Source organism: Zestomonas ipomoeae (assembly GCF_057128665.1).
This window is the reverse complement of record NZ_JBSKHQ010000023.1, coordinates 65,617-78,636: the sequence shown is the minus strand read 5'-3', so window position 1 is coordinate 78,636 and position 13,020 is coordinate 65,617. Positions and strand designations below refer to the sequence as shown.

Sequence of the window (13,020 nt, the reverse complement as noted above, 5' to 3'; positions counted from 1 at the left end):
AGGAGAACCCGAGCGGCCTGCCTGCACGAGCCACTTGGCCGGACTCGCAGACGCGTAGCTCCCCGTCATACCGGCGAGGGCTGGTACCCAGGAGCCGGCAGCGCAGGACCGTCCGAGCCGCCCCACTGGGCCCCGGCCTTCGCCGGGGAGACGGGCTTGGAGGAACGGAGTAACAGGTGATGGACCGATGCTGCCTGCCTGCACGAGCCACCTGGCTGGACTCGCAGACGCGTAGCTCCCCGTCATACCGGCGAAGGCCGGTACCCAGGAGCAGGCTACGCAGGACCGTCCGAGCAGCCCCACTGGGCCCCGGCCTTCGCCGGGGAGACGGGATTGGAGGAACGGAGTAACAGGAGGTGGACCGACGCTGCCTGCATGCACGAGCCACCCGGCTGAACTCGCAGCCACATACTCCCCTGTCATACCGGCGAAGGCCGGTACCCAGGGGCCGGCTACGCAGGACCGTCCGAGCCGCCCCACTGGACCCCGGCCTTCGCCGGGGAGACGGGACTGGAGGAACGGAGTAACAGGAGGTGGGCCGATACAGCCTGCGTGCACGAGCCACTTAGCTGAACCCGCAGCCGCATAGCCCCGCGTCATACCGGCGAAGGCCAGTACCCAGGAGCCGGCAGCGCAGGACCGTCCGAGCCGCACCGCTGGGCCCCGGCCTTCGCCGGGGAGACGGGTTAGAGGAACGGAGTAACAGGAAGTGGACCGATACAGCCTGCGTGCACGAGCCACTTAGCTGAACTCGCAGCCGCATAGTCCCCCGTCATACCGGCGAAGGCCGGTACCCAGGGGCCGGCTACGCAGAGCACGCCGGGAAGCGAGATAGGAACAGGCAGCAACGCCGGCCGGAGCTGTCCACCGGCAGATCAACCACCAGCCCATTCGGCACCCAGAAACAAGGAGAACAACAATGACTCGGATCGCCTTTCTCGGCCTCGGCCACATGGGCCTGCCCATGGCCCGCAACTTGCTCAAGGCCGGCTTTCAGCTCACCGCGTTCGATCTGGTGCGCAGCGCCGTGGACGAACTCGCGGCTGAGGGCGCGCAGCCCGCCGCTAGCGCTCGCGATGCCGTGCAGGGCGCCAGCGTGGTGATCAGCATGCTGCCGGCCAGTCGCCATGTGGAAGGGTTGTACCTCGGCGACGAGGGCCTGCTCACTGCAATCGCCCCCGGCACCCTGGTGCTCGAATGCTCCACCATCGCCCCCGAGTCGGCGCGCAAGGTGCACCAGACGGCGAGCGCGCGCGGCATCGAGCTACTCGACGCACCGGTCTCCGGCGGCACCGCTGGCGCGGCGGCCGGCACCCTGACGTTCATGGTCGGCGGCGAGGCGCAGGCGCTGGAGAAGGCGCGGCCGTTCCTGCAGGCCATGGGCAAGAACATCTTCCACGCCGGCCCGGACGGCGCCGGCCAGGTGGCCAAGGTCTGCAACAACCAGGTGCTCGCCGTGCAGATGATCGCCACCGCCGAAGCCATGGCCCTGGGCGTGGCCAATGGGCTGGACCCGGCCGTGCTGGCCGAGATCATGCGCCAGAGCTCCGGCGGCAACTGGGTACTGGAGAAGTACAACCCCTGGCCGGGGGTGATGGAGAACGCCCCGGCGTCCAAGGGTTACTCCGGCGGCTTCATGGCCGAGCTGATGGCCAAGGACCTGGGCCTGGCCCAGGAGGCGGCGCAGGTCACCACCAGCAGCACGCCGATGGGCGCCCTGGCCCTGCAGCTCTACCGCCTGCTGCTCAAGCAGGGCAAGGGCAAGCAAGATTTCTCCGTGGTGCAGCAGTTGTTTATCGAATGAGGCGCGGCCCGTAGCGCTCCGGCACCAGGCAGGAGCGCTACGGGCACACCCGCGTCAGCGCAGGGTCAGCCCGAACTCCTCGTCGGCGAAGTCGAAGCAGGCGAGAAAGGTCTTGATATCCAGCAGGTTGCCGTCGACCTGCACATCTCCCAGCAACATGCCTTTGAGCAGCCCGCCTTCGCCCGTCAGCAGGGTCTCCATGAAGCGCTTCTCCATGGTCAGCTTGAGCGTGGTCCCTTCGGGGATGCCCGGGTGCAGCTGGGCCACGCCCCGGCGCACTTCCAGCGCCCATTGCTCGCCGACGTCGGGGAAATCGAACCCCAGGGTCAGCGCCACGTCGCCAGCCTTTTCCGGGTCGATGCGGGTGATCCAGTTCTGCAGGAAGATCTGCGGGGTGAAGCTCTTGACCATGTCGCGGGACAGGAACACGCGGCGCAACTCCAGCGAGCGGTCACGGATGTCCTCGGGCTCCAGCTTGCCCTCCAGCTCCATGGCGCTCATCAGGTACCAGTTGCGCCAGTTGATGTTCATGCTGGCGTAGCCCAGCTTGCGGAAGCTGCGCGCCTTGATGTCCCGCGCCAGGGCGTCGCCGTGGTCGACGCGAATGGCATAGCCGGCCAGTTCCGCCGCCCACTGGTAGTCGCCTTTCAGGTAGGCATCGCCCGCCGCCAGCAGCAGCTTGTCACGGCCGCCCAGCAGTTCCATCAGGCGTTCGGCCTTGAGCTTGGGCGGGGTCGGGTCGAGGTCCACCGGGTCGCCCTGGAACCAGCCCAGGTAGCCGTTGTAGATCTGCCGCACGCTGTGCTTGACCGTGCCGTAGTACTCGCGCAGGTAGGGCGTGTAGCCGGCCAGGTGCGGCGGCAGCTTGACCTTCTCCACCAGCTCGTCGGGGGTCAGGCCCTTGTTCATCCAGCGCACGGTCTGGTCGTGGATATAGGCGATGCCGTCGCGGGTCATGCGCAGGACCTCCTCGACCTTGTCGCGCCCACTCACCGGCTGGCCGTGCAACGGCACCATGTAGTCTGCCCGCAGCCCGCGCAGCAGGTCGAGGCTGGCCACCCACTGCACCGGGTCGCGGAACTTGGTGCCGCGCAGCGTATGGATGTTCGGCAGGGTCGGGCCCTGGTCGACCTCGGCGCTGATCAGCACGCGGTTGTCCGGCAGGTACAGCACGATCTCGTCCGGCGCCTCGCTGGGCGCGTGCAGGAACTGCACCGGCAAGCCGGCGATGGTGGTATCCAGGCGATCCCGGAAGGTCACCGTGGGGGCGATGAACGTTGAAGGCTCGGCCCGTACCAGCGGGCCTATGCCGCCGTTCATGCCGTGGGTATCCGCCTCCGGCAGGAAGCTGCCAAAGCTGTAGGCCGAGCGCACGCCGAGGATCGGCCCGACCAGTGCGCCCTGGGTCACCACGTTCTGCAGCAGGGTCTCGTGGGCATAGATTTGCACCTCGCCGCGCTCCACCTGCTCGCGACTGGCGAACGCCTGCACGCCGTTGATGTGGTCCGGGTGGAAGTGGGTATAGACGATGGCCTTGACCGGCTTGTCGCTGACCTTGCGGAACTCGGCCATGATCTTGCGGGAATCGCTGACCGACTCGCCGGTGTCGACGATGATCAGGCCCTCCGGCGCCTCGATCATGGCGACGTTACCCAGTTGCCAACCGACCGCCGACCAGACGTTGTCGGCCACCGGGTAGAGCTTTTGGGCAAACACCTGGGTATGGGCGGCCAGTTCGGCATTGATACTCGGCTCGATGCGCTCCTCGGGCAGCGCGGCGACTGCAGCGAACGGCAAAGCGGCGGTCAGCAGCAGGCCACTCCAGCGGACAGGTCGTTTCATGGTCTCGACTCGTTGTTGTTATCGGTGCTGGCAGCCTCGCAAAGGCTGCGGGATACTTCCAATGCATTCGATTCCAAGCATTGATGCAGAGAACGCATGAACGATCTGCGCCAGCTCCGCCGCTTCGTCGCCCTTGCCGAGCACGGCCACTTCGCCCGCGCCGCCGAGGCGGTGCATCTCAGCCAGCCCGCGCTGAGCCGCAGCATCCAGGCGCTGGAAAGCCACCTGGGTTGCTCGCTGGTGGACCGCCACAGTCGCGGCATCAGCCTCACCGCCCACGGCCAGTTGGTGTTGGAGCACGCCCGCCGACTGCTGGCCGGCAGCCGGGCGCTGAGCAATGCCGTCAGCCAACTGGCCAACCTCGAAGCCGGCGAGCTGCGCTTGGGTGCCGGCCCCTACCCTGCGGCACGCCTGGTTCCGCAGGCGCTCGGGCGCCTGCTGCAACGCTATCCGCGCGTGCAAGTGAAGCTGGACATCGGCAACTGGCTGGACTTGCGCGACCGCCTGCTGGACGCCGCCATCGAACTGTTCGTGGCCGACGTGCGCGAACTGCACGGCGATCCGCACCTGCACATCGAGCCGTTGCAGGCCCACTCCGGCGTGCTGTTCTGCCGCCCCGGCCATCCGCTGCTGCAGCGCAGGGGCCTGCAGTTGGGCGATCTGCTCGACTATCCCCTGGCCGGCACCCAACTGCCGTTGGACGTGGAGCGCAGCCTGCGGGCAGCCAGCGGCCGCGACCAGCCATTGAGCGTGCAGTGCGACAATTTCCTGGTGCTCAAGCGCCTGGTGGCCGAGAGCGATGTGTTGAGCATGGCACCCTGGGACGTGATTGCCGACGACGTGCGGGCCGCCCAGTTGGTCGTGCTGCCTCTGGTGCCGGAGAGCCTGCAGCAGTCCGCCTACGGCCTGGTCAGCCGCGCCGGACACAGCCTTTCTCCGGCGGCGCAGGCGGTGGTCGAGGAACTTCGCCTGGCAGACCGGGATATCCCTGCCGCCTCGCCGAGCCCCGGTGCCCCGACCTGAAACGGGAAAGCCCGCTTTCGCGGGCTTCCTCAGTCTTTGCGATGGGCGCTCAGCAGCGTCCTTTCTTGGCCTGCCCCGGCGGGCAGTGCGGTGGACCGCCTGGGTCGCCGATATCCACGGCCAGGCCGGGCGTGCGCAGGCTGCAACCGGGCAGGCTGACCACTAGCAAGCCGGCGAGAAGCAAGGAACAGAAGGCTTTCATATCAGCAACTCCCCTTCATGCGATGCCCTGGCGGGCAGAAATGACCATCGTGACCGTGGTCGCCAACCCGGATGTGCACCGGCTCGCCGATCCGCGCATGCACCCCGGGGGCACTGAAGCTGCAACCACTCAGCAGCAACACGCCCAACATCACCACCATCAACTTGCGCATTGGAATACTCCTCGATTTCCGCAGGCCCTTGGCTTCGGGCCAGTTTGCTCCGGCACCCAGCGCGCCGCCAGCATATCGTTTAGACATCATGCGTAACCGCACATTCCGTAGCGGCAGCACGCCACCAGCGCACCGGAGAGATTCGCAAGGAGCGTCGCCAGCGCCCCCCTCTCCCTCCGGAAGAGGGTTGTCGTGAGGGGCCAGTGCCGGGCAGCAGGGGCCTTTCCGGAACGGAACATCGAACGACACAAAATTTGAAGTCGTGCAAAATCTTCCCGCGTGCGGCCCTTGGTGCCAAGGCGCTTTGCCGCTAGAGTGCCAGCACTCAGGAGGCGCCCAAGGGCGCTCGCAGTCGCAAGGATTCGCCATGTCTCTTACCCGCGATCAGGCCCAGCACAGGGCCGACGATATCCAGGCCTTCTACCGCGAAGTGGAGCGCCTGCATCAGGAACAGGCGCTGCTGCTCACTCCGGACCAACTGGATGGGCTCGCCGAACATCATCAGGTACTGCTGGACGGTTACCGCCAGCGCTTCGATATCGACCGCGACAACCAGTCCAGGCGCTTGTCGCTGAGCATGCGCGTCACCTCCTTCCTCGGTGCCCTGGCACTCGCGGCCAGCCTGCTGTTTCTCTTCTACCGCTTCTGGGGCCTGTTCGGCGAAACCGCCCAGGTCGGCATCCTGCTTGGCGCCTCCCTCGGCGGCCTGGCGCTGACCTGCTGGGTCCAGGGCCGCGACAGCTCCGGCTACTTCAGCAAGCTCGCAGCCATGCTGGCCTTCGCTGCGTTCGCGCTGAACATCGTCATGCTCGGGCAGATCTTCAATATCACCCCCTCGGACAAGGCCCTGCTGCCCTGGGCCGCCTACGCCCTGCTGCTCGCCTACCTGTGCGAGGCACGCCTGCTGCTGGCTGCCGGGCTGGTCTGCCTGCTGGCCTTCATCGCCGCACGGGTCGGCACCTGGAGCGGCCTCTACTGGCTGAGCATGGGCGAGCGCCCGGAGAACTTCCTGCCGGCGGCGGTGCTGATCTTCCTCGTGCCGCAATGGCTTTCGCAGCGGCGCTTCAGCGGTTTTGCCGCCACCTATCGTGTATTCGGCCTGCTCGCGCTGTTCCTGCCGATACTGGTACTGGCCAACTGGGGACAGGCCAGCTACCTGGCCTTCGCGCCGGAGCGGATCGAAGGCGGCTACCAGTTGCTGGGCTTCCTGCTCGCCGCCGCCACCATTTGGCTCGGCACCCGCCGTGACTGGCCGGAGACGGTCAATACCGGCCTGACCTTCTTCGTCATCTTCCTCTACACCAAGCTGTTCGACTGGTGGTGGGAGAGCATGCCCAAATACCTGTTCTTTCTCGTCTTGGGCCTGATCGCGATGCTGCTTCTGTTGATCCTGCGGCGCCTGCGCCTGCGCCACGGCCGCCAGGGAGGGGCATCCGCATGAAACGCAAACCGGCACTGCTGATCGGCTTCGCCCTGATCCTGCTGAGCAACGCCATCGCCCTCGGCGGCGTCTGGTACAACCGCAGCGGCGAACCGCAGAGCCGGCTGTCCCTCAGCCAGCGCGAAGCACCGCTTGTACAGCGGCGGCACACCGAGGAAGACAGCGGCGTCGCACTGCGCCTGGCCTGGCGCATGCCCAGCCAACTCAGCGGCCAGACCCGGCACGTCTACAAGCACCTCGACCAGGCGCAGATGCTGAAGCTCGGTTTTTCGCCGCCTGAAGAAGGGGGTACGCACAAGCGCCTGTCGAGCCGTGAAATCCTGGTGGTGCTGGAGTTCGACGGCCCCGCCTATGAACGAGAACTGCGCCATGTGCAGGAGCAGTTCGAGCAGGCGCAGAAAGCCGCCAGGGCGCACCCACGGGACAAGGCGCTGGCAGAGCGCCTGGACGAGACCCGCAAGACCTTCGAACAGGAGCGCGACAAGGCCAGCCGCCTGTTCGCGGTTGAGGTGGGACTGGACGCGCAAGCACTGCGCCAGCGCTTCCCGGATCGTCGACGCCACGCCATCGTGCGCGGCCAGGTACGCCCCTGGTATGACCAGCGCGATGGCGTGCTGAAGCTCAACGGCTCGCTGCAGCAGCTCAGCATCGAGCGCATCGATGTTCCCTTGCAGTGGCGCGAACAGTTCGCCGAAGCCGGGGCCGCCAGGCAAATGACGTACCGCGTGGAAGTCGCCTTCGGCCAACGGCTGGAACCCTGGATCGCCGCGGTACCGCGACTTGCCCGCTGAGCCTGCCGGCCAGCTGCATGACAGCACTGGTCGGTCGCCCTCCGGCGGCCTAACATGGCGCGACTCCGCCAGTGCCAATGGAACCGCTACATGCCCCTGCGCTTGCCCAAGACCACCTCCCTGCCCCTGGTGCTGTTGCTGCTGGTCCTGCTCGGCAGTGGCTTTCTGTCCACCTCGCTGGTGAGCTACTACGCCTCCCGGGAGTCGATTCGCGACCAGATCATCAACACCGAACTGCCGCTGACCTCGGATACTGTCTACTCGGAGATCCAGAAGGACCTGGTGCGCCCGGTACTGATCTCATCGATGATGGCCCGCGACACCTTCGTGCGCGACTGGGTGATGTCCGGTGAGCGCGACGTCGCGCAGATGACCCGCTACCTCAACGAGGTCATGAGCCACTACGGCGCCTTCACCGCCTTCTTCATCTCGGAAAGCAGCCGTACCTACTACCAGGCCAAGGGCGTGCTGAAGAAGGTCAACGAGCAGGAGCCGCGCGACGCCTGGTATTTCCGTGTGCGAGACATGCAGGAACCCTACGAAATCAACGTCGATTTCGACATGGCCAACCAGGACCGCCTGACCTTCTTCATCAACTACAAGGTATTCGACTACGAAGGCCGCTTTATCGGCGTCACCGGCGTAGGCCTGGCAGTCGACTCGGTGGTGCAACTGATCGACGCCTATCAGTTGCGCTACAACCGCAGCGTTTACTTCGTCGACACCAACGGGCGCATCAGCCTGACCGGTACCGCCGGCGGCCCCTGGGGCGCGCGGGCCGGGCAGACGCTGAGCGATATTCCCGGCCTGGAAGCCATGCTGAGCAGGTTGCCCAACCCCAAGAGCGGTAGCTATGAATACCAGGAAGAAGGCCGCAACCACTTTCTCAACGTGCGCTTCATCCCGGAGCTGAACTGGTACCTGTTCGTCGACAAGCACGAGAATGCCGCGCTGGCCGGGATACGCCACACGCTCTATCTCAACCTGCTGATCTGCGCCCTGATCACCGGTCTGGTGCTGGGCCTGGTCAGCCTGGCGGTCCATCGCTACCAGACGCGCATCCAGGCCCTGGCCATCACCGACTCGCTGACCGGCCTGCCCAACCGCCGGGGCTTCGACATCCTCGCCAGCCAGGCCCTGCACGAGGCGCAGCGCGAGCAGAGCCCGCTGTGTGCGCTGATGATCGACCTGGATCACTTCAAGGCGCTCAACGACAACCATGGCCACCTGGCCGGCGACGAGGTGCTGCGCGGTTTCGCCGGCCGCCTGGACGACAACCTGCGGCAATCCGACATCATCTGCCGCTGGGGTGGCGAAGAATTCATCGTTCTGCTCAAGGGCACCGACAGCGACGCCGCCCAACAGATCGCCGAGAAGCTGCGCAGCTACGCCGAGGAGGCCTGCTACCGCTTCGCCGACCAGGATCTGCACGTGACCATCAGCGTCGGCCTGACCGACCTGCGCCAGGACGACTCCCTGCACAACCTGCTGGCACGCGCCGACCGCGCGCTGTACCGCGCCAAACAGACCGGGCGTAACCGCGTCAGCCTGGATACCGCGCCCAGTTCCGGCCCGCACGCGGTGGGCAGCGCGTGACGGCGAATGCCGAGCGCTGCCCGCTTTGCGGCCAGCCCAACCGCTGCACCCAGGCCGACCCGGCCAGCGCCCACCTGCCCTGCTGGTGCTTCACGGCACAGGTCGACCCGGCCGCGCTGGAGCGTCTCCCGGCGCCGGCCCGCGGCGTTGCCTGCCTGTGCCCGACCTGCGCCCGCGCGGCCTCGGACGCGCCGCCGCCGGCACCGGATCCGTAACATGCCTGCGCCGTTCACCGCGCGGCGTCCCTGTGCTTTCCCAGGCCAGCGTCCCACCCATGCGTCTTGATCGATTCCTCAGCAACCTGCCGCGCTACAGCCGCCAGGACGTGCGCCTGCTGCTGCTCGCCCGCCGCGTGCGGGTGGACGGCCAGGTCGAAATCGACGGGCGTCGCGACGTGCGAGTATTCGACCGCATCGAGCTGGACGACGAGCTGCTCCAGGCCGGCCATTCGGCCCGCTATTTCATGCTGCACAAGCCGGCGGGCGTGGTCAGCGCCACCGAGCATGGCGAGCACTCCACCGTGCTCGATCTGCTCGACGAGCCGGACACGCATGAGCTGCACCTAGCCGGTCGCCTCGACCTGACCACCACCGGCCTGCTGCTGCTCACCAACGATGGCCAATGGTCGCGTCGGGTGACCCAGCCCAAGAGCCGGCTGGGCAAGACTTACTACGTCGAGACCGAACAGCCGATCGATCCCGGGTACATCGAGACCTTCGCCCAGGGCATCTACTTCGCCTACGAGAACCTCACCACCCTGCCTGCCGAGCTGGAAATTCTCTCCAGCCATAGCGCCCGCCTGACTCTGCATGAGGGCCGCTACCACCAGGTCAAGCGCATGTTCGGGTACTTCCGCAATCGGGTCACGCGGCTGCATCGCGAACGTGTGGGTTCGCTGGTTCTCGATCCGACCCTGGCAGCCGGCGAATATCGAGCCCTGAGTGCGGAAGAAATCGCCCTGTTCTAGTGGATACCGGCTTCTTCGCCGATCCAGCGGCCCGGTCGTTGGGCTTCGTCGCTACGCTCCTCAACCGCAGCCTACGGCCCACCTGCACGGCACCAATGTCAGGTAGGTTGGCGTTGAGCGCAGCGAAGCCCAACACGGAGCGCAACGCGCTCCCAAAGCCCCAAAGCCCCAAAGCCCAAGCTGGCGCACATAACGCATGCATTGGCCGATACGCGGCGCTAGTCAGCCGTCGGTGGGACCGTCCGGCAGAAGATACTGCAGCAGTTCAAATCAGTGCTTGCGGATTCGCCTCGGTCCTGCTTGAATCCAACCCATCGGTCCACATGTGACCCGATAGTCACAAGAACACTCTAAGAAAGTTTTTTTGCGGTCGACGGGACTGCCCTACCGAACGTTCGCCGAAGCCCGGTTGTCGTATCCGGTGCTCGCCTCGTCGGTTTCCCGACCGCAATGCCCGCCCAGAACAATAGTCGCCGGCCAGCCAGTAAAGGACCGGCATGGGCCTCGCTTTGCCAAGCATTTGCCACCTGCCCTGTAGCTCACGCCACGGTCTTTCCGCGCGCGTAAACCAGACTGCACGTCAGGAGACAAGGAACATGAGGCCAGAAACCACAGTACTGGATATTCAGGGGCAGTATCGGGTTTACACCGAGTTCTATCGCAGCGAATCCGCCGAGAAAACCATCGTTCTCGTCCACGGTTCGCTACAGACCACAGCGTCGTTCGCACATACCCTTCGCTATCTCTATCCGCGCTTCAACGTGGTGCTGTACGACCAGCCCTATGCCGGCTCGTCCAAACCCCACAATCGCCATGAGCGCCCCATCAGCAAGGAAGACGAAGCGCTGGTCCTGCTGGAACTGATCGAGCATTTCGCCGCGGACCATGTGCTGTCGTTTTCCTGGGGAGGCGCTGCCACCCTGCTGGCGCTGGCCCATCGGCCCAGGCGCATCGAGAAGGCGGTCATCAACTCGTTCACCGCTTGCATCAACGCGCCCATGCGCGACTACCTGGAAAACGGCCTGCGCCTTCTGCACGCCTGCGACCGCTACAACATCGGCAGCCTGATCAACAGCACCATCGGCAAGCATCTGCCGTCGCTGTTCAAGCGCTTCAACTATCGACACATCAGCAGCCTGGACCCGCACGAATACAAGCAGATGCACTTCCATGTCCGCGAGGTGCTGGAAGAAAACGCTCGGGACTACATCGCCTGCGCCAAGGCTGTCGAGATCCCGTTGCTGTTCGTCAACGGTGAGTGGGACGAATACACCTGCCCCGACGACGCCCGCCTGTTCGCCCAGCACGCGCGCCGGAGCCAGTTCAGCACCATTCGCAAGACCGGGCACTTCCTCGACCTGGAGCACAAGAGCGCCTGGCAGGATACGCGCCAAACCTTGCTGGACTTCCTGTTGACCGACCAACCGGCCGTGACGGCGCCCAGTACCTATGCGCAGCACAGCCATGCGTTGGTCGGATGAGGGTGCAGGTGCCAGCGGGCTATCGAGTGGGGTGGCGGGCATGGCCCGCTCCTGCGAAAAGCGGGCGGGGATGCCCTGTGGACGGATCGCTGGGGGTGCGGGGCTGGGTGAGAGGAAGCCCGGCCACAACGCTGGCGCGCCAGGCAAGGGCCGCCCGGTTCGCGGACAGTGCCCGCTCGGCCGGAGGCGGCCCTTGCCCGGTTCCTACTGGGCGGCCAGGTCCCCTTGCTGCCAGCGCTGTTCGCTGTTGGCCAGGGCGCTGGCGATGTCGCTCAACTTCGAGGATGGCAATTCCTTGGGTAGCGGGTCCATGCCGACGCTGGCGAACAACTGCCCATAGGCGTTGCGCAACTCGGCATAGGAGAGGTCGCGCCGCAGGTTGGCCTGCAGGGTGTTCAGCTCGCCCTGGATCAGCTCCAGCTCGCCGATGCCCTGTGCCTTGTGGCGGTTGCGCAGCTGCTCGGCAATCTGTCCATCCAGGCCGGCCAGTTGCTGGTTGGTGCGAAACTGGCGGACCGCCTCGTTGAAGTTGGCATTGGCCACGTAGAGCTGCGCCAGGATCGCCATCGACATGGCCTGCCGCCGCGCCACCACCACCTCTTCGTTGGCTTTGGCGACATCGATGGCCGCCGGTGCCGACAGCACGTTGAACAGGTTCCAGGTGACCTTCACGCCGTAGTCGGCCCAGCTCTGGTTGACCAGGAAGGAGTTGCTGTCGTAGTGCCCGCCGAGGGAGAACTCCAAGCCGGGCAGCAGGCGCAGCATGGCCTTGCGGGTTTCCGCCGCGCCGATGCGCGCCTGGTAGTCCTGCTCGCGCAGCTCCGGCCGGTTGGCCAGCGCCTGCTGTTCGAGGGCAGCCATGTCCACCTTGAGCTCCGGCAGCGGGTAGTCGTCCGGCGGCGCTGCCAGCTCGAACCGGGTGCCGATTGGCAGGTTGATCAGCGCCGCCAGTTCGGTCTTGGCCAGCGACAATGCGCGACGCTGGTCTTCGAGCTGGCGGGTCGCCTCGATCAGCCCCCGCTGATAGCTGAGCGCCTGCACCGGGTCGCCGATGCGCTGCTCGCTCATGCGCTGGCTGTTCTCGCGGGCCTGGTCGACCCGTGCCATCAGGCTGTCGATCTGCCCCAGCAGGCGCTCTGCGGCCAGCGCCCGCCAATAGGCCGAACGCACGTCCTGGATGATGGTGTGCAGCACCTTGCGCCGACGCTCCTGCACGATCAGGCGCTGGTCAGCCTGCTGCTTGGCGCTGACGTAGCTGACCCCGAAATCGAGCACGTTCCAGACCATCGTCAGGTCGGCGACATTGCGATCACGTTCCTGCGAGGTGGAGGGCTCCAGCGACTGGGTGCCAGTCTCGATGCTGCGGCTGCTGGACGCGCTGATGTTATTGCGGCCGACATAACCGGCTTCGGCGGCGATACGCGGCAACATGTCGAAGCTGGCGAGATCGATCTGGCGCTGGGCCAGAGCCTCTTCCATTACCTTCAAACGGGCTTCGAGATTGTACTTGACCGCCCGCGCCATGGCCTCATGCAAGGTCAGGGCTCCGCTGAGCGGCTCCTGCCCCTTGAACATGTCCGCCAGGTCGGCCTTGGCCCGCTGCTCGCTGACACTCCGCTCGATCGGCTGGCTGGTCACCGCGCAACCGCCAATCGCCAGCGCCAGCAAGCTGGCGCCGAATACCTGATAGCTCTTCTTCAT

At 65.9% G+C, this 13,020-nt stretch carries 12 protein-coding genes; 8 read left to right on the top strand and 4 right to left on the bottom strand.

Annotation, left to right across the window (positions count from 1 at the left end):
• Window positions 1-919 precede the first annotated feature (919 nt).
• Complete coding sequence (gene mmsB, locus ACWKV7_RS20890) at window positions 920-1,804, top strand: 3-hydroxyisobutyrate dehydrogenase (RefSeq protein ID WP_483859626.1); 885 nt, start codon at window positions 920-922, stop codon at window positions 1,802-1,804.
• 54 nt (window positions 1,805-1,858) lie between these two features.
• Here the strand turns inward: mmsB and ACWKV7_RS20885 are convergent, their stop codons facing one another.
• Window positions 1,859-3,646 carry an alkyl sulfatase dimerization domain-containing protein gene (locus ACWKV7_RS20885; RefSeq protein ID WP_483859625.1) on the bottom strand — a complete coding sequence of 596 codons (1,788 nt, stop codon included), beginning with the start codon at window positions 3,644-3,646 and terminating at the stop codon, window positions 1,859-1,861.
• Window positions 3,647-3,742: 96 nt separating this feature from the next.
• Between ACWKV7_RS20885 and ACWKV7_RS20880 the strand changes: the two genes are divergently transcribed.
• Window positions 3,743-4,669, top strand: coding sequence for a LysR family transcriptional regulator (locus ACWKV7_RS20880; RefSeq protein ID WP_483859624.1), 927 nt, complete (start codon window positions 3,743-3,745; stop codon window positions 4,667-4,669).
• A 49-nt stretch (window positions 4,670-4,718) separates the two neighbouring features.
• Here ACWKV7_RS20880 and ACWKV7_RS20875 read toward each other — a convergent pair whose 3' ends face one another.
• Both ACWKV7_RS20875 and ACWKV7_RS20870 read right to left on the bottom strand, forming a co-directional pair.
• On the bottom strand, window positions 4,719-4,871 hold the full coding sequence (locus ACWKV7_RS20875) for a hypothetical protein (protein ID WP_483859623.1): 153 nt from the start codon (window positions 4,869-4,871) through the stop codon (window positions 4,719-4,721).
• Window position 4,872: 1 nt separating this feature from the next.
• Complete coding sequence (locus ACWKV7_RS20870) at window positions 4,873-5,043, bottom strand: hypothetical protein (RefSeq protein ID WP_483859622.1); 171 nt, start codon at window positions 5,041-5,043, stop codon at window positions 4,873-4,875.
• A 367-nt stretch (window positions 5,044-5,410) separates the two neighbouring features.
• Between ACWKV7_RS20870 and ACWKV7_RS20865 the strand changes: the two genes are divergently transcribed.
• The 6 genes from ACWKV7_RS20865 to ACWKV7_RS20840 all read left to right on the top strand — a co-directional run bounded on the left by ACWKV7_RS20865 (window position 5,411) and on the right by ACWKV7_RS20840 (window position 11,319).
• Window positions 5,411-6,484, top strand: coding sequence for a DUF2157 domain-containing protein (locus tag ACWKV7_RS20865; RefSeq protein WP_483859621.1), 1,074 nt, complete (start codon window positions 5,411-5,413; stop codon window positions 6,482-6,484).
• Entirely contained in the window at window positions 6,481-7,275 is a 795-nt protein-coding gene (locus ACWKV7_RS20860) for a DUF4824 family protein (protein WP_483859620.1), read from the top strand. Before ACWKV7_RS20865 ends, ACWKV7_RS20860 begins: the two co-directional genes overlap by 4 nt.
• Window positions 7,276-7,365: 90 nt before the next feature.
• Entirely contained in the window at window positions 7,366-8,871 is a 1,506-nt protein-coding gene (locus ACWKV7_RS20855) for a sensor domain-containing diguanylate cyclase (RefSeq protein WP_483859619.1), read from the top strand.
• Window positions 8,868-9,086: a cysteine-rich CWC family protein gene (locus tag ACWKV7_RS20850; RefSeq protein WP_483859618.1), complete on the top strand. Its 219-nt coding sequence runs from the start codon at window positions 8,868-8,870 to the stop codon at window positions 9,084-9,086. Before ACWKV7_RS20855 ends, ACWKV7_RS20850 begins: the two co-directional genes overlap by 4 nt.
• Window positions 9,087-9,145: 59 nt before the next feature.
• On the top strand, window positions 9,146-9,838 hold the full coding sequence (locus ACWKV7_RS20845) for a 16S rRNA pseudouridine(516) synthase (protein ID WP_483859617.1): 693 nt from the start codon (window positions 9,146-9,148) through the stop codon (window positions 9,836-9,838).
• A gap of 596 nt (window positions 9,839-10,434) precedes the next feature.
• Window positions 10,435-11,319 carry an alpha/beta fold hydrolase gene (locus tag ACWKV7_RS20840; RefSeq protein ID WP_483859616.1) on the top strand — a complete coding sequence of 295 codons (885 nt, stop codon included), beginning with the start codon at window positions 10,435-10,437 and terminating at the stop codon, window positions 11,317-11,319.
• A 204-nt stretch (window positions 11,320-11,523) separates the two neighbouring features.
• Here ACWKV7_RS20840 and ACWKV7_RS20835 read toward each other — a convergent pair whose 3' ends face one another.
• Complete coding sequence (locus tag ACWKV7_RS20835; protein ID WP_483859615.1) at window positions 11,524-13,020, bottom strand: TolC family protein; 1,497 nt, start codon at window positions 13,018-13,020, stop codon at window positions 11,524-11,526.